This is a genomic window from Tateyamaria omphalii (assembly GCF_014651375.1).
GTDB classification, from domain to species: Bacteria; Pseudomonadota; Alphaproteobacteria; order Rhodobacterales; family Rhodobacteraceae; genus Tateyamaria; species Tateyamaria omphalii.
Genome location: NZ_BMWT01000008.1, coordinates 83,101 through 99,714 on the forward strand (window position 1 = coordinate 83,101; position 16,614 = coordinate 99,714).

Here is a 16,614-nt window from a genome sequence, read left to right on the forward strand (position 1 = left end):
TGGAGAACTCCCCAATGACCCGACTGACACGACACACCGTTGAAACTGCACCTGAAGGCGCAAAGGACTTTCTGGCACAGACTGAGAAAACCTTTGGATTTGCACCTGGCTTGTATCAAGTCATGGCGAGTGCGCCCCAACTGCTACAAACCTATGGTGCCATTCACCAAGCCTTTCAAAAAACCAGCTTCAACGGAAAAGAGCAGACAGTTGTCTGGCAGACCATCAACGTCGAGCATGAATGCACATACTGTGTCCCTGCCCACACCGCGCTTGCAGGCATGATGAACGTCGACCCGGCCCTGAACGAGGCCCTGCGGAATGAGGCCCCTCTGAATGATGCCAAATTGGAAGCCTTGCGCACCTTCACACTAGTAGTTGTCCGCAACCGCGGTCATGTCACCCAGGCCGATCTCGACGCATTTTACGCTGTCGGATATGGCGAACAGCAAGTGCTCGAAGTCATCCTCGGTGTCGCACAAAAGGTTCTGAGCAACTACACCAATCACATTGCTCAAACACCTGTTGACTCCGCCTTTGAACCACTTGCGTGGCAGCGCAAGAAAGCCTCACAGGCAGCTTAACACCGCAAACCGGGCGAGCGAAACGCTCGCCCGGCAACTCTTCTGCAATTAGCTATTCGAAATAGTGCGAGGCTTGCCATCTTCGTCAAGCGCAGCAAACACAAAATCCGCTTCTGTCACTCGCATGCTTTGTTGTCTGACGTCAGCGCCTACCGGACGCCGTGCCGAGCGGGGGAGGATATGCCGCGAAAGCCTGTTTTCTGACGGGGCAGGATCTGTCATGGGCAGACCGCGACCGAAAAGTCGTCTGATGAGCTGAGACAACCACAAGCGTTCAACGGTAAATGCTGCAACTATGTCCGGCTTGTCCTCACGCTAGATCTTTCTTGGAGTTGTTAGGCTCTGGGCTCATTGATTTCGGCCTGACGGCATGGTTCACAGCTGAAAAGCGAGCAGTGAACATGTCTGATCTATTCTGGTTGAGCGATGCGCAGATGGCGCGCCTGGAACCCTATTTTCCCAAATCCCATGGTAAGCCGCGCGTTGATGACCGACGTGTGTTGAGTGGGAGTATCTTCATCAATCGCAATGGCTTGCGTTGGCGCGACGCGCCGGCGACATACGGGCGGCACAAGACGCTCTATAACCGCTGGAAGCGCTGGAGCGACAAAGGCATCTTTGCCCAGATGATGGCGGGTCTGGCCGCCGGTCATGGCGAAGAGAAAACCGTGATGATCGACGCAACGTATCTCAAAGCCCACCGAACAGCGACCAGTATGGGCGTGAAAAAGGGGGGCGTGGACGCCTGATCGGACGCACCAAGGGCGGCATGAACCAATGACCGGCAGGTGATTGGTACAATCACCGAGAGGGGCCAAGCTACATGCCATCTGTGACAGCCAGGGACGACCTCTTGATCTGTTCGTGACCGCCGGACAGGTGAGCGATTACATCGGGGCCCGCGCCTTGCTCAGCAGCTTGCCGAATGTGGATTGGCTGCTCGGCCCCTCTCGGGATCATGCTGCGCATAACCCTGTCGGGCAATGGATCGCGGCTATGATGCGGATTGGTTCAGAGAAGCGTTGCAAGACAAAGGGATACGCCCATGCATACCGGGCCGAAGACAACGCAAGAAACCCGTCAAGTATGACAAGCGGCGCTACAAACGCCGCAACCGTATCGAAATCATGTTCGGCAGGCTCAAAGATTGGCGGCGCGTAGCGACCCGATACGATAGGTGCCCGAAGGTCTTCCTGTCAGCTATCGCTCTCGCGGCCATCGTCATCTATTGGTTATGAGGCCTGAGCCTAACGGCCAGGGCGTTTGGCTTGCCCACATCCCCTGAGCCACAGCAAGGGATGTGGCCCTGCGACAGCCAGGTCTCAATGTATTCTTAGAATGGTCAGTGGTTATTGGGGTGACACGCGGCGAAATCTGGCAGCGAGCCCAAATTGACCAATGCCGGGCAATGAACCAATGTCGACCAGCAAAGAGGCAAGATATTTGTAAGAGGTTCGAAGTCGTTGAGTTGGAATTCTGACGAGGGTTGGCAGTTTGGCATTTCTGGTGCAGCTTTACTCACTGCTATTGTCGCCTTCACAATCTATCGCAATCGTGTCCGGCGCAAATCACTTCGCAAACAAGATGATGGAACGTACGTTTGGTCCGAGTGGCACGGCGGTGAACGCACTTCCCTTTGCGACCCGTCAAAATCAGGTGGCGATTGGGACAGCGCTGGCGACGGAGGCGATGGGGGCGGCGGCGACTAATACAATGGTTGAATAGCGGTCATTAAAGTCCAACTAGCCAAGGCAGCTCCTTCCCGCGCAGCAGTGCCTGAAGGAGTCAACATGAGTGTCCGGTTTGGGCTGCGTGAGGTCATCGAGGTACATCGCAACGGATGTCACTGAAGAGCCCATAGTTCCAGATGCTGCGTGTGGGCCGCACGGCAGCTTCCCTGCCGTCCGGCCAACTATTGAGGACGTCTATGCGTCTTTCATCTGGATCAACTGGATCAGATTGCCACATGTGTCGTCAAAAACAGCCATGCGAACTGGCCCCGCATCCATCGGTTCGGTGGTGAATTCCACGCCACGATCAGTCAGCTTCTTCCACTCGGCATCGAGGTCTTGCACCTGAAACGAATGTGCGGAAATGCCGTCTGCAACGAGCGCCTCCTTGTACGGCCCTACAGCTGGATGATCGCTTGGCTCTAGCAACAGCTCGGTTCCGTCTGGCTCTTCTTCTGAAACAACTGTCAACCAACGGTTGGCACCCAATGGAATGTTATGTTTCACCTTGAAGCCGAGGATTTCGGTGTAGAATTTTTCGGCTTTATCTTGGCTATCGACAAAGACGCTAGTGACGTAGATTTTCATGTCTCATTCCCTTTCGGTTTGTATTTTGTAAGCCACGATGCCGCTGCGATGTCGTCTTCGCTGACGCTCAAAGAATGCGCCTTTGTTCGCCCCTTCCACTCGATCTCAATCAATCCCGCCTTCTCTAGGACAGCGAGATGCTGGGAGACCGTTTGTCGGGACAAGGCGATTCCATCCTCTGCAACCGAAGCCGCGCATACCTCGAACAACGATTGAGCTGGCCTTTTGCTCAGGTGATCGATGATGCGACGACGTGTGCTGTCTGAAAGAGCCTTGAAGATTAGGTCTAGCTGGTCATCTGTCATGTGCTCTATATGCAGTAAGATTGCTGCATGCCAAGTGAAGTAAATTTACTGCATAACCGCCGATGTTGAAAAGCGGACATCAATGGCTGGCAAACGAACGGCCGCAATGTCCCGCGCAGCGGACCTCCACCATCGACCAGGCCAATGATGGCAGTACGGGACAAAGCACCAATTCGCCGCAGCCGCACCGAGGTTAGCTTTTGCGTTCGGTTCCCACGCGCTCTTCATGCCTGATAGAACCGAATGCAATCGTAACCACAACTGTCAGAGCCAGTAGACCCAAAGCGCCAACAGGCAGCGCCCAAAGCCCGGTATTGAGAGCAAGCGCACTGGCCGATGCTGAGCCGACCGCAATACCGAGGTAGCTTGCGGATGAGTTGAGTGCGAGAACAATGCCGTGGTGCTCCTGGGCCACCAATCCCACAAGACGGTTTTGTTGAGGCGTCGCGAATAGGGTGCCCATGAATGCACAGCCGGAAAGAACAACCGCACCCAAGTATGGCCCCAAATCGAGGAGCATAAGAGACAGAAACGCAGCGAGGCCTGCGAAACTCGCCCAAATCAGAGGGCTGGGTCCAACGCGATCCGAAACTGCGCCTGCGGCGGCGTTCCCCGCGACACCTAGAACGCCGAACAGGAGGATTGCGATTGGAAGCTCGCTTGCGCTGACACCGAATTGTTGTCCGAGCAATTCCCCCATTAGCGCATAGATGACAAACTGTGCCGATAGCATACCCACCGTTCCCGTAAGGAGGAGTGCTGGTGCGAGGAGAGGAAGGCGTTGTGAGGGCTGTTTCCGTGGCGCGTTTGCTGTGTCTGCGTTGCGCGGCATATATATCGCTGCCAATGCAACGAAGAGGATCGCCGCGAGACCTATTGCGGCAATGGCCCCGCGCCATCCAAGCAACAGCGTCAGCCAGGTCGCAATCGGCACGCCGCCAACGGTCGCAAGGGTAAACCCGGCAAAGACTGTAGCCAAGACTGCCCCGCGTCGGTCCACCGGGACCAAAGAGATGGCAAGTGCTGCGCTGGTGGGTGCTATGAGCGCGCCACCTAAGGCGGACGCGATGCGTGCAATGAGAAGCGCTTCAAACGACGACGCCAGCGCCGACCAGACTAGGGAAGCTGCGAGAATACTTGCGCCAGCAAGGATTAGCGTGCGGGGTGCTAGACGTCGCCCCAAGGCGAATTGCGAGAGGGGTGCAGCCAAGGCAAAGGTCGCGGCGAATGCTGTGACGAGCCACCCAGCGTCTGCCGGGTCTGCGGCCAGATCGCGCGTCAGCGCCGGTCCCAAGCCCAATATGCTGAGCGACGTGGTACAGATGACAAACATTCCTAAGGCAAGGATCCACGGCACGCGTTTGCCAATTGTCTGCGTCGGCACAGAGTTGCTGTCCTTATTATTTTGGAAGGATGATGTTAGGATACATTTTTTGCCAGATACCGTAAGGCGACATTCGCTGCGCTACAGAAAAGTGGACGCTTGGGCTCGTTGCCCGATTTCGCTGCGTGTCTCCCCAATAACCGCTGACCATCAATTAGAAGACATTGAGACCCGACTGACGCTGGGCCACCCCTTTGCTTTGGCTCCGGGGATTTGGACAAGCCAAACGCCCTACGCAGTTAGGGTGGAGGCGCAGCCTCCCCCCTCGGACAAGACAAATCGACAAGGTCGTGTCCTCGCTGCGCTGCGGGCCGCACCAACCTTGTCGATTTGTCCTGTCTCGCCCCCCTCCGCGTTCGCCACGTGGCAGATTTGCAGGAGCAGGCGGCTGCGCCGTCTGACCTCCAAATCGCCCCCGATTTTCCGGATGGGAAACGGGATCAAACGAAACAACCCAAACGGGTCTGGACAGGAATTGGGTCAGTTTATGACGCAAAGGTCAAAGTCTTCTGACGTGCGACAGGGTCTAAGTGGCGGACCGAGGAGGATTCGAACCCCCGACCCCTTGATTCGTAGTCAAGTACTCTATCCAGCTGAGCTATCGGTCCACTGTGGGGCGGTTTAGTCTCGTGCCACGGGGTTTGCAAGAGCTTATCTTGGCAAAATGTGCGACGGCTCAGATGTCATCACCTTTGGGAAGCCGAATGGAAAAAACTGTCCCTTTGGGTCCCGTTCGATCCAATTCTAGTGCGCCGCCATGCCCTCGCACCAGCTCTTGTGCAATAGCAAGACCAAGCCCGGTTCCACCTTTCGCGACACCGCCTTGGAAGGGTTGGAAAAGGTGTTCCTGTGCTTTGGCTGGCAAGCCCGGGCCAGTATCGGCGATCTCAATCCACCAGTTGTCCGCATCCTCGTAGGCAGACACGTTGATCTCAGCAGGCTTACCCGTCGCGATGATCGCTTGCCGTGCATTCCGAACAAGATTTGAGACAACTCGGAACAGCTGTTCGGGATCCGCACGTAGTGAGAAAAGTGGCGGGATGTTTTCGCTCAGTGACACGTCATGATCACCGACCGCCAGGCGTTCACTATCCAAAACGTCCTCCACCAGATCATCGAGCGTGAAAATCATAAGCGTGGGGCTGGGTTCCTCGGCCTTTCCAAACGCCAGAGTACTTTCGCAAAGATGCACGGCCCGTGTCATGGAGTTCACCAGCTTTGGCGCCATACGCCGCACGAGCGGATCCTCAGACGCCTCGATGCGGTCGGTAAAAAGCTGAGCCGAGGTTAGTATGTTGCGCAAGTCGTGACTGATCTTGGACACGGCACTGCCAAGTTGCGCGAGACGATCCTTTTGGCGCAGAGCCGATATGAGTTCCGTCTGCAGGCTGCGGAGGGCTTCCTCGGCCTCGCGCAATTCCGTAACGCCAGCATTTGGCGTGATGATGCGCCGCGCATCTTCGGGTGCTGCCGCATAGCGCTGCATGTGACCGACGACCCCGCGAATTGGCTTCACAAGGATCGCACGGACCGCAACGAACAATAACCCTGCGGTGACAATCGAAATAACGGCGGAGAGAACAAGGATGCGGATACCATAGTCAATCATGGAAGCGCGCAGCGGCGCCGTTTCCATTGTAACTTCGATCAAAAGCCCGGCTTCACGGGTTGGCGCACCTATCACACGGATGACTTCGTTTTCGGGCTCAAGGATGCGCATCATTGCATCTCGGATCAGAACCGGAGCCGTGCCATCTCGCAAATCAAACGTGTCATCGATGGGTTGCGGCATCGGTGACGCCAACATTAGTTGGCGAACTTCATCCCGGCGCAGGACAACATTGAAAACACCGGCATTCCTCAAAAGCTCTTCTTCGAGGTCACTGTCGATCATGTCATCAGCCAACAACGCCAGTGATGCAATCTGAGCACGTTCAAGGCGGTTTTGCAGGTACTCTTCCCGGAAGCGCGCAATAGACGGCACAAAGATCAAAATCTCGGCCAGCATCACGAAGATCGTGGTCAGGATAAGAAAGCGGCCAGAGAGAGAATTCATCATCGTGCTATGTGCTCAGGGAATAAGGCGTTGCACAAGACCTACCACCCGTTTGACCGTGTTGCTTTCAAAAAGGCGCGGACTGAAATAGGCACCGGCAGCGCGTTTGTTGACCTCTCCAATCGTGGGGTAAGGCGACACCATGGCGGCGACTTGGCTCATCTTCATCTTGTTCGCGATCACCAGTGACCACAAGTTGATCAACTCACCTGCCTGATGACCGGCAATTGAGGCAGCAACGGGTCGCCCCTTGACCACCATAACCTTGATCAAGCCTTCGGTCTTGCGTTCCGCGATCGCTCGGTCGTTGTGATTGTAGTGAAAGCGGACAACTTCCAGCCTGTTGCCGTATGTCTCGCGCGCCTGCGCCTCGGTTGGTCCGACCTGAGCCAGCTCCGGGTCGGTATATGTCGCCCAGGGGATGTGCGCGGTCTTGGCTTTGGACGGCAGCGCGAACAGCAATGACCGGATGATGACCCCGGCATGATAGCCCGCCACATGTGTGAACTGCAGACCTCCTGCGACGTCGCCAATGGCGTAGACGCGGCGGTTTGTCGTGCGCAAGCTATCGTCAACATTGATCCCTGTGCGGGTGGTTTCGATCCTGGCGGCCTCAAGGTTTAGCTTGTCCGTGTTCGACTTGCGGCCAACAGCCACCAATAGATGCGATCCGGTAAACCTGCGACCATCCTTGGAGTGAACCGTGACAGTCCCATCTCCACCTTCGATCCTGTCGACCAAGGCACCTTCCGCAATCTCGATCCCTTCACTACCAAGCTTAGTGAGCACTACGTCGGCCATCTCAGGGTCATCCTTGCCCAGCGCCTTGGCCCCTTCGATCACGGTCACCTTGGACCCGAGGCGGCGATGCGCTTGCGCCATTTCCATCCCGATGGGGCCACCGCCGATAATCAGTAAGTGTTCAGGGCGTTCGCGCAGTTCCCATAAGGTTTCATTGGTCAGATATGGCACCGTATCAATGCCATCAATCGGCGGCACAAAGGGGCTCGAACCCGTAGCAATGACGACACGACGGGCCGTGATAACCGTGTCGCCCGCCTGCACCTCTTTGTCAGAAATGAAGTGACCAAACTCGCGGATGACATGCACACCAAGACCTTCGAAACGTTCCTGGCTGTCGACCGGTTCAATTTGCCCAATCACCCGGTTCACATGGTCCTTGGCGGCAGCGTAGTCGATTTGAGGGGCAGCATTAGCAACACCGTATTCGGCGCTGTGTTCCTGCCCGTACGCCATTTTGCCGCTTGCAATCAGCGCTTTCGAAGGGACGCAGCCATAGTTTAGGCAATCCCCACCCATCTTATGTCCTTCAAGCAGGACAACCTTGGCCCCCATCTGCACCGCACCGGCCGCAACGGACAACCCGCCTGACCCGGCTCCGATCACCAGGAGATCAGTCTTGATACGTTTCATGGGTTCAAAGACCTTTCTTGCCCGTTACGGCCTTGACCACGACCGGCACAAGCGAGAGTGCCGCCAATCCAAGAATAGGTAACAGGACATGCGGTTCAAATATGATGCCTAGGTTCGGCGTCTCTCCGCGGGCGAACACTTCGCCCAGACCGGCCCCGACCGATGTATAAACGACGGACCCCGGGATGATGCCCAAAAAGGTCGAGATGACATAGCGGTGCAGCGGTACCTGCATGAAAGCTGGTATGAGGTTGGCAACAAAGAACGGAACGACCGGCACTAGGCGGATCACAAACAGCATGGACCATTGGTTTTCATCAATGCCGTCCTTGATTTTTTTAATCGTCCCCTTGGAGGCTTCCATGCGCTGGCCCAAGGTCTCACCAAAGCCGTGGCGCGCCGCTAGAAAGATGACCGACGCCCCGATTGTCGCCGCCGTCACAGTGAAGATCGACCCAAAGACCGTCGCGAACAGAAAACCACCCGTCAGCGTTGCTATGCTTGCACCAGGCAGAGAAAACCCGACAATCAAGATGTAGATGGCAACATACACCAACGCCGTCATCAGATAGTTGTCGTCGCGAAAAGCGATCAGCGCCTCGCGATTGTCTGCAAGAGTCTGAAAGCTAAGGTAATCACGCAACGTGAAGGCGCCAATCGCAGCAACGATCAGAATGCCGATCAGCGGCAGGTTCCGCATCAGCGTGGATTTGCGTGGTTGGCTCGTGTCGGTCATACCAATTCCTCTGCGCGCTCTTTGCTGTGCGCCATGCTTTGCGTTGGTTGTGACTTGAAAATGCGTCCGTCGCACCTGTCAAAACAGGGTGTTCACGGCCCGTTGAACGGATATGTCTAATTCCGTGAGGTTTTTTGGCGCTCTGGTACGTCATTGAAACATTGGTGGGGTCGCGCCAGCCCTTTTGTTGCAACGATGACGAAATTAGGTGCTCAAAGGGTTTACTTGCCCCCCTCGCCGCTTTAGAGGACGGGCTTCGAATACAGCCCCTCCCGAATCCGCGGGAATCGTGGGCCAACAGACCCGGAGCCAATGCGATGAAACGCACCTACCAACCTTCGAACCTCGTGCGCAAGCGGCGCCACGGTTTCCGTGCCCGCATGGCAACCAAAGCTGGCCGCAAAATCCTCAACGCCCGCCGCGCCCGCGGCCGGAAGTCGCTGAGCGCATAAAATACGCACCCGAGAGGGATGATCATGACCCCGCCGGAGGCCTTTTCGCCCAGCTTTGACGCTGGCGAAGACATGCCGCCGGCGGGGCCATTGCGTTTGGAGACCATGAAAAAACGGGCCGACTTTCTGCGCGCGGCTCGCGCCAAGCGCATCGTGATGCCCGGTTTCATTCTGCAGGTGCGTCCGCGCCATGACGATGGTCCAATCCGGATTGGCTTCACGTGTTCAAAGAAGGTCGGTAACGCGATTGCGCGAAACAGGGCCAAGCGCCGCTTGCGCGAAGTGGCACGGCATGTGCTGAGCCATCGGGGTTCATCAGCAACGGATTACGTTTTTGTCGGACGTGCCGGCGAAACCGCCGCACAACCTTTTGGCGCACTTGTCGACGATTGCCATACCGCGCTGGACAAGCTGCAATGAGCCCCCTCGCCTTTATAATTTCTCTGCCCGTCCGTGCCTATCGATTGCTCTTTTCCCCTTGGGTTGGTTTCAACTGCCGCTACCAGCCAACATGCAGCGCCTATGCACTGGAGGCTTTGGAGAAACACGGGGCAATCAAAGGCGCCTGGATGGCGGCCCGACGTATTGGGCGGTGTCATCCATTGGGTGGCGACGGCTATGATCCAGTCCCCGAACGGGACGACCCTTAGGGAAGTGGCCGCTCCGCTGTCCTGGGGGGTGAGGCGGGAGCGGCCTGATTTCCGCCATGCAATTCACGGCGGGGTATGCGCGCATCAAGCTTTGTTCTCGAGCGCATCAGTTAGATAGGAACGCTCAGAACGACTTCCAACACTGTCACTGCTTTTCAAAGGTGATGATGACATCGCCGATGTCGATGCCAGCACGTTTCATGTAGGCGCGGTTCAACAGGCGGTCTTCGCTCAGCAGCCACATCCAGTCGTCAAATGTCACACGCAGCGTCCCATCCGGAACGGGCAAGTCAATCGTGTATTGCCAGTTGAAGGTGTCGGCCTTCTCTTGCCCAGTCGCAATTCCAATCACACCCGGTGCGGTCCCTTCCCAACTGTCGGGCCCCGTCTTCTGCAGCGACCAAACACGTTGTTCGGTGCTGTTGTCTTCATAGACAAAATCCTCGACCAAGGTGAGGGTTTGTCCATCCCACGTTCCGTTGATGTCCACTGTAAACCTGCGTCGCAAAGTGCCAAAAACATCTTGAAACTGGCCGTATGCCGTAACGCGCCCGTCAAAGAACTCTTCGAGATTCAGCTTCCGCTCAGACAAAGCCGCGTCATCAATCGACGGTTTGCCGGTACAAGCCCCCAGAACCATCAATCCCAAAACCAAGATTGCCCAGCGCATGACCACACCCTTTCCACATTTTGATAAGGGTACGCTGCGCAGGCTCTTTTGGTTCACGGTCCGCTTGGTATATGAGGGCGCAATCGCAGCCCAAAGGTGGCCCTATGCTTGACGACAGCGACGACATTCACCCGCTTTTTGGCGGGGCGCCCGCAACGACCGAGTTCAAGAAGCTGCGCAAACGGCTCGTGCGGTACACACGCGAGGCGGTCGAGCAATACGGCATGATCGAACCCGGTGGCAAATGGCTGGTCTGCCTGTCCGGAGGCAAAGACAGCTACACCTTGCTAGCCGTTCTCTACGAACTGAAATGGCGTGGGCTTTTGCCGATTGAGTTGCTGGCCTGCAATCTGGATCAGGGTCAACCCGGCTTTCCTGCAACTGTTCTTCCAGAGTTTCTGGAGCGCATGCAGGTACCGCATCGGATCGAGTATCAAGACACATATTCGATTGTTGTCGACAAGGTGCCGCAAGGCAGAACCTTTTGCGCTCTGTGTTCACGTCTGCGACGTGGCAACCTGTATCGCATCGCGCGCGAGGAAGGCTGCACCGCGGTCGTTCTTGGCCATCACCGCGACGACATTCTGGAAACCTTTTTCATGAACCTGTTTCACGGCGGGCGCCTTGCCACAATGCCGCCGAAGCTGGTGAATGAAGAGGGTGATCTGTTCGTGTATCGCCCTCTCGCCCATGTTGCCGAGGCGGATTGCGAAAAGTTCGCCAAGGCGATGAACTATCCCATCATTCCTTGCGATTTGTGCGGCAGTCAGGACGGGCTGCAGAGGCAGCAAGTCAAAAAGATCCTTGATGGCTGGGAAGCCAACAGCCCGGGGCGCCGCCAAGTCATGTTTCGGGCGTTGATGAATGCGCGGCCGTCCCATCTGCTGGATCCCAAGCTTTTTGACTTTGCAAGCCTCGAGCGCAGTTCCGAAAAATTTGAAGAAAAAAACGTGAACATTCCCAGTTTGCGTTAAGCGCTGACTTACCCCCTTTCTCTATTGCTTGACCAACTTGCGGTCAAAGCCGTGGGTCGTGACAAGGGGTCAAAGATGCAGTTCAGTTCGCCAGACAAGCTCAAACTCTTGCGTAAAAATACCGTTGCGATACTGGCCGGCCCGCAAATGCTGGCCTTCGTTCCGGCATTGATGCTGGCTGCGTTCTGGCTTGGCGGCGAGATCGCACTGACTGCTGTGGCCGTCGCGTTGCCGGTAACTTGGTTTGTTCTTGGCGGCGTCGAAGATCTTTTGCGTATGCGTGTCGCTCGCACCCTGCAACCCGGCCTGGTCTCGCAGGATGACTTTGCCGAAAAAGTTGAAACCGCGCGCACTTACGCGCCGCGCGCCGATCAAAACAGCGCAGTTTTCTCAATTGAACTCGACGACCACGCAGCATTGAGCGAACGGTTCGAACCTGCCGCGATCGACTGCATCCTCAAAGCAGTAGCGGACCGCTTGGTCACCACCATGAGAGACACGGACATCTTGTGCCGAACAGGTGATTTCCGTTTCTCTCTCTGCCTTGGTGCGGTTCACCATCTGGACTTGGAAAGCTGTATCCAGATGAGCAGCCGCTACCAACAGGCCATCGAAGAACCCATCGCAGTCGATGGTGCCACAATCTATGTTTCCACCAGCATCGGCTTCTGTCTGCTCAACCGGGCACCGGGCGCAACTGGGCATGACTGGTGCAATGGGGCATTGGCCGCACTAACAGAAGCACAAAGACGCGGGCCATCATCCGTACGTGCATATTCCACCGAATTGCATTCACGGTTAAAAAGCCGGGCACACCTGCGGGACGAAGTTGCTGCGGCATTGGAACATGGGCACATCCAACCCTGGTTTCAGCCACAAATCTCCACCGACACCGGAAAGGTCGCGGGGTTCGAGGCGTTGGCTCGGTGGATACATCCGGATAGGGGCGCAATTTCGCCGGCAGAATTTCTGCCCGCCATCGAAGACGCAGGATTGCTCGAACGTTTGGCTGAAATCATGATTTACCACAGCTTCACCGCGCTTAAGGCATGGGATTCAGCCGGGTTGCATGTCCCTCATGTCGGGGTCAACTTTAGTGGTTCGGAGCTGAACAACCCGAAGCTGGTGGACAAAGTGCGTTGGGAACTCGACCGTTTCGACCTGACGCCAGACCGGCTTACAGTCGAGATCCTTGAAACGGTTGTAACCGACAATGCGGACGACACAATAACGCGCAACATAAACGCATTAACGAAGCTCGGGTGCCATATTGACTTGGACGACTTTGGTACCGGGCATGCTTCCATTTCATCCATTCGCCGCTTTGGGGTCGGACGGATCAAGATTGACCGCTCCTTTGTCATGAAGGCCGATCGCGACCCCGAGCAACAAAGGATGATCAGTGCTGTTCTGACGATGGCAGAACGCCTGGACATCGAAACGCTGGCGGAAGGTGTTGAAACGGTTGGCGAACACGCCCTTCTGGCACAGCTGGGCTGCGATTATGTTCAAGGCTTTGGCATCGCACGCCCGATGCCATTTGAAAAGACATTGGACTGGGTGCGCGCCCATGAAAGTAAGGTGCAGGATGCACCGTCGCTGCCTGTACGCCGGACGAACTGAGACGCAAGCCTGAGCCCTCATCAATGCCCGCATAAAGTGTGTCATCTCATTGAACACTCAGAGCCCGCGCCTCGATGACTACGTCACACAATGCTCGGCGCCCGAATCCGCTTGACGTTTGGCCCTGCACTCTGTTGAACCCGTTCAACGTTTCAGACAGCAGGTGGCAGTCCCCAATGGACGATCAGAACAAGAACCTCATTCTTGCAACGGCGCTCAGTTTCCTTGTCATTATCGTATGGTTTGTGCTGTTCCCCCCGCCAGAGCCAGACGTCCCACTTGATGCGGCACCGACCGCAGCGCTGTCGGAAGATGCTGGCACGGTGCCAACGGCGCCAGCAATAGGCGACCCGGCCCAACCCGCAACAGACGCCGCGACAGAAACGGCTGACGCCCCGCGCATCGACATCGAAACGCCACGCGTCTCGGGCTCGATCTCCTTGCTGGGCGGCCGGATCGACGATTTGCGCCTGAAAGACTACCGAACAAGCCTTGAGCCCGATGCAGACATCGTCCAAATGCTGTCACCTGTTGGCACCGAGGACGCATTTTATGCAGTTTATGGATGGGCACCTGGCACTGATCTTGACGCCGACTCCGTCCCCGGCCCAAACACAACCTGGACCGTCACCGATGGTGACACGCTGTCGGTTGGTCAACCCGTCACACTGACATGGAACAACGGGGCTGGTCTGATTTTCGAACGGACCATTGGCATAGATGAACAATACATGTTCGACATCACCCAATCCGTAACAAACACAAGCGGGACAGCTGTTCGCGTCGCCCCCTATGGTATGTTGACCCGGCATGGGGAGCCGTCGGATCTCAAGAATTTCTTCATCCTGCATGAAGGTGCAGTCGCCATGGCGGACGGGGAGCTTGCGGAAACCGATTGGGACGAAATCCCGGACGCTGACGTGGACCCTTCCTGGGGCCGCCCCGCAATCGTGACCGAAGGTGTGACGGATGGCTGGGTTGGCTTTACCGACCACTACTGGCAGTCAATCCTGATCCCGACAGGTGTTCAAAGTTTTGATCAGGCACTGACATACGCCCCTCGCAGTGATGTCTATCGGGCCGTCACGCGACTGCCCACCCAGGATGTGGCGGATGGCGCGACCGTCGCGGTTCAAACACAGCTGTTTGCAGGAGCAAAGGAGTGGGAGACCATCCGTGAATACCAATCGGGCGGCGTTCAGGGGCTCATCGACAGCATCGACTGGGGCTGGTTCTTTTTCCTGACCAAGCCAATCTTCTGGCTGCTGCACGAGCTGAACAAGCTGATCGGCAATATGGGCTGGGCGATCATCGGCCTTACCTTGATCATCAAGGCTGTATTAGTTCCACTGGCCTACAAATCATATGTCTCCATGGCAAAGATGAAAGAGCTTCAACCACAGATGGAGAAGCTGAAAGAGCAGGCGGGCGACGATAAGCAGAAGCTCCAGCAAGGTATGATGGAGCTTTACAAGAAGGAGAAGGTAAACCCAGCCGCAGGCTGTTTGCCGATCCTCCTGCAAATCCCGATCTTTTTCTCGCTCTACAAGGTGATCTTTGTCACGATCGAACTGCGGCACGCACCGTTCTTTGGCCCATTCCAGGACCTCAGCGCACCTGACCCAACCTCGATCATCAACCTGTTTGGTCTGCTGCCCAATGCGGCACCTGATCCCAACAGTCTGATGGCACTGGTTTTCATTGGCATCCTACCACTTCTGCTCGGCATCTCGATGTGGCTGCAACAAAAGCTGAACCCGGCACCCACCGATCCAACCCAACAGATGATATTTGCCTGGATGCCATGGATTTTCATGTTCATGCTGGGCAGCTTTGCCAGCGGGCTGGTCGTGTACTGGATCGCCAACAACGTGATCACCTTCACGCAGCAGTACCTGATCATGCGCAGTCAGGGCTACAAACCCGACCTGTTGGGCAACATCACTGGCAGCTTCAAGAAAAAGGCCGCTGAGGAGCCCAAGAAGTGACGGGCATACTCGCTCACATCTGGCGGCATCCGATCAAGGGAATCGGGTGTGAGCCCTGTGAGCAGGTCGATCTGACTCCAAAGCAAGCAGTTGTCGGTGATCGGGCCTGGGCGCTTTTAAACGCCGAGGCTGAAGACACCAACAATTGGCAACCCCGACGCAACTTCCTACAAGTTGCGTCAGGTCCATCCTTGGCCGCGGTGGGTGCCATCAGCACAAAGACGGGCGTGGTCCTGACCCACCCGTCCCGCGATCCACTGGACTTCAATCCATCCTCCAATCCCGACTCGCTTCGTGCCTGGGTTAGGGACTTGTGGCCAGACAACCGACCCGGCCCGGCGAGGCTGGTCAAAGCGCCGACACAGGGGATGACAGACGTGCCATTTGCCTCTGTCTCGATCGGCAACCTGTCTTCGCTGCGCGCCCTCAGTCAGAAGGCTGGCATGCATATCGATATGCGAAGGTTCCGGATCAATCTGTGGCTGGATGACCTTGCCCCATGGGAAGAGATCGACCTGCTTGCAGGTGACATCACCATCGGAGGTGCAACACTGTCCCCTGTTGAGCCAATTGAACGGTGCCGCGCACCTGACGCCAATCCGCAGACCGGCATACGGGACATTGGCATGCTGCGCGCGCTGGAAGATGGCTGCGGCACCCGCAACTTTGGTGTCTATTTTAAGGTCAAGTCGGGCGGTACCGTTGCAATTGGCGATCAACTGTCATGACAACCCTGCCCTTTACCATCGCCGAAGAACCGGATCCGCAAACTGCCGAGCGCGGACGACTTCTGTTCGCCGGCGAGACCGAATTTGTCAAAGGCGTGGTGGCTATGTCTGGCCTCCCCCCAGCAGATCGGATGGAAGTGTGCTTTGCCGGAAGATCAAATGTCGGGAAATCTTCGTTGATCAACGCTTTGACGGGCCGCAAAGGGTTGGCGCGCGCATCGAATACCCCCGGTCGAACGCAAGAGATTAACTATTTCACGGCAGGCGATGAACACTACTTGGTCGACCTTCCCGGTTACGGCTATGCCAACGCCCCCCTGCCCGTTGTCGAGAAATGGCAACGCCTGCTCAAACAGTATCTGTCGGGTCGCCAGACCTTGCGCCGCGCCTTTGTGCTGATTGATGCAAGGCATGGGATCAAGAAGGTGGATGAAGAGATTCTGAAACTTCTTGATACATCCGCCGTCACATTTCAGTGCGTGCTGACCAAAGCGGACAAGGTCAAAGCCAAGGACAGGGATGCCGTTCTCAAGCAGGTCCGATCCGCCTTGTCAAAACACCCCGCGGCTTTCCCAGAAATCGTGCTGACCAGCAGCGAAAAGGGCGACGGTATCGCAACCCTGCGCGCCATCATCGCAACGCTCGTCTGACGCCGAAGATTTTTCGTACGAAAAATCTTGGCCCCGCTCTACGGCTGGGGCAAGACAGAGAA

At 56.4% G+C, this 16,614-nt stretch carries 17 protein-coding genes, 1 tRNA gene and 1 pseudogene; 11 read left to right on the forward strand and 8 right to left on the reverse strand.

All coding sequences use genetic code 11. The features are described from left to right. Positions 1–14 precede the first annotated feature (14 nt). The 3 genes and pseudogenes from IE087_RS20975 to IE087_RS20985 all read left to right on the forward strand — a co-directional run bounded on the left by IE087_RS20975 (position 15) and on the right by IE087_RS20985 (position 2,309). Complete coding sequence (locus IE087_RS20975; RefSeq protein WP_189371365.1) at positions 15–584, forward strand: carboxymuconolactone decarboxylase family protein; 570 nt, start codon at positions 15–17, stop codon at positions 582–584. Between the two features lie 401 nt (positions 585–985). Further along, positions 986–1,822, forward strand: a pseudogene (locus IE087_RS20980) (IS5 family transposase). A gap of 346 nt (positions 1,823–2,168) precedes the next feature. After that, complete coding sequence (locus IE087_RS20985) at positions 2,169–2,309, forward strand: hypothetical protein (RefSeq protein ID WP_189371366.1); 141 nt, start codon at positions 2,169–2,171, stop codon at positions 2,307–2,309. 200 nt (positions 2,310–2,509) lie between these two features. Here IE087_RS20985 and IE087_RS20990 read toward each other — a convergent pair whose 3' ends face one another. From IE087_RS20990 to IE087_RS21020, 7 genes are all read right to left on the reverse strand, one after another. Next, on the reverse strand, positions 2,510–2,902 hold the full coding sequence (locus IE087_RS20990; RefSeq protein ID WP_189371367.1) for a VOC family protein: 393 nt from the start codon (positions 2,900–2,902) through the stop codon (positions 2,510–2,512). Further along, complete coding sequence (locus IE087_RS20995; protein WP_189371368.1) at positions 2,899–3,207, reverse strand: ArsR/SmtB family transcription factor; 309 nt, start codon at positions 3,205–3,207, stop codon at positions 2,899–2,901. The genes IE087_RS20990 and IE087_RS20995 overlap by 4 nt, the downstream gene beginning before the upstream one ends. Before the next feature lie 193 nt (positions 3,208–3,400). Further along, complete coding sequence (locus IE087_RS21000; RefSeq protein WP_189371369.1) at positions 3,401–4,540, reverse strand: MFS transporter; 1,140 nt, start codon at positions 4,538–4,540, stop codon at positions 3,401–3,403. A 582-nt stretch (positions 4,541–5,122) separates the two neighbouring features. Next, positions 5,123–5,199: transfer RNA gene (locus IE087_RS21005), tRNA-Arg, on the reverse strand. Between the two features lie 68 nt (positions 5,200–5,267). Then, positions 5,268–6,650 (reverse strand): sensor histidine kinase, encoded by a 1,383-nt coding sequence (locus IE087_RS21010; RefSeq protein WP_189371371.1) that lies wholly within the window; start codon positions 6,648–6,650, stop codon positions 5,268–5,270. Between the two features lie 12 nt (positions 6,651–6,662). Then, positions 6,663–8,081 (reverse strand): dihydrolipoyl dehydrogenase family protein, encoded by a 1,419-nt coding sequence (locus IE087_RS21015; RefSeq protein WP_189371373.1) that lies wholly within the window; start codon positions 8,079–8,081, stop codon positions 6,663–6,665. A 4-nt stretch (positions 8,082–8,085) separates the two neighbouring features. Continuing rightward, complete coding sequence (locus IE087_RS21020) at positions 8,086–8,817, reverse strand: TVP38/TMEM64 family protein (RefSeq protein WP_189371375.1); 732 nt, start codon at positions 8,815–8,817, stop codon at positions 8,086–8,088. A gap of 317 nt (positions 8,818–9,134) precedes the next feature. Here IE087_RS21020 and rpmH point away from each other — a divergent pair, with 317 nt between their 5' ends. From rpmH to yidD, 3 genes are read left to right on the forward strand one after another with little or no spacing between them, the layout of a single operon-like run. Then, complete coding sequence (rpmH, locus tag IE087_RS21025; protein ID WP_005980833.1) at positions 9,135–9,269, forward strand: 50S ribosomal protein L34; 135 nt, start codon at positions 9,135–9,137, stop codon at positions 9,267–9,269. 24 nt (positions 9,270–9,293) lie between these two features. Beyond that, on the forward strand, positions 9,294–9,689 hold the full coding sequence (gene rnpA / locus IE087_RS21030; protein WP_189371377.1) for a ribonuclease P protein component: 396 nt from the start codon (positions 9,294–9,296) through the stop codon (positions 9,687–9,689). Next, entirely contained in the window at positions 9,686–9,919 is a 234-nt protein-coding gene (yidD, locus tag IE087_RS21035) for a membrane protein insertion efficiency factor YidD (RefSeq protein WP_189371379.1), read from the forward strand. Before rnpA ends, yidD begins: the two co-directional genes overlap by 4 nt. 145 nt (positions 9,920–10,064) lie before the next feature. On the opposite strand, the gene IE087_RS21040 is transcribed toward yidD, so the two are convergent. Continuing rightward, positions 10,065–10,589: a DUF3833 domain-containing protein gene (locus IE087_RS21040; protein WP_189371381.1), complete on the reverse strand. Its 525-nt coding sequence runs from the start codon at positions 10,587–10,589 to the stop codon at positions 10,065–10,067. 104 nt (positions 10,590–10,693) lie between these two features. On the opposite strand from IE087_RS21040, the gene ttcA reads away from it, so the two are divergent. From ttcA to yihA, 5 genes are all read left to right on the forward strand, one after another. Continuing rightward, entirely contained in the window at positions 10,694–11,563 is an 870-nt protein-coding gene (gene ttcA / locus IE087_RS21045; protein WP_189371383.1) for a tRNA 2-thiocytidine(32) synthetase TtcA, read from the forward strand. A gap of 75 nt (positions 11,564–11,638) precedes the next feature. After that, entirely contained in the window at positions 11,639–13,186 is a 1,548-nt protein-coding gene (locus IE087_RS21050) for a putative bifunctional diguanylate cyclase/phosphodiesterase (RefSeq protein ID WP_229801512.1), read from the forward strand. 176 nt (positions 13,187–13,362) lie between these two features. Beyond that, positions 13,363–15,174, forward strand: coding sequence for a membrane protein insertase YidC (gene yidC / locus IE087_RS21055; protein WP_189371385.1), 1,812 nt, complete (start codon positions 13,363–13,365; stop codon positions 15,172–15,174). Beyond that, the gene (locus tag IE087_RS21060) at positions 15,171–15,902 is read left to right on the forward strand and encodes an MOSC domain-containing protein (RefSeq protein ID WP_189371386.1); all 732 of its coding nucleotides are present in this window, start codon (positions 15,171–15,173) and stop codon (positions 15,900–15,902) included. The genes yidC and IE087_RS21060 overlap by 4 nt, the downstream gene beginning before the upstream one ends. Continuing rightward, positions 15,899–16,552, forward strand: a complete 654-nt coding sequence (gene yihA / locus IE087_RS21065) for a ribosome biogenesis GTP-binding protein YihA/YsxC (RefSeq protein WP_189371388.1) — start codon at positions 15,899–15,901, stop codon at positions 16,550–16,552. The genes IE087_RS21060 and yihA overlap by 4 nt, the downstream gene beginning before the upstream one ends. The last annotated feature ends 62 nt before the right edge of the window (positions 16,553–16,614 follow it).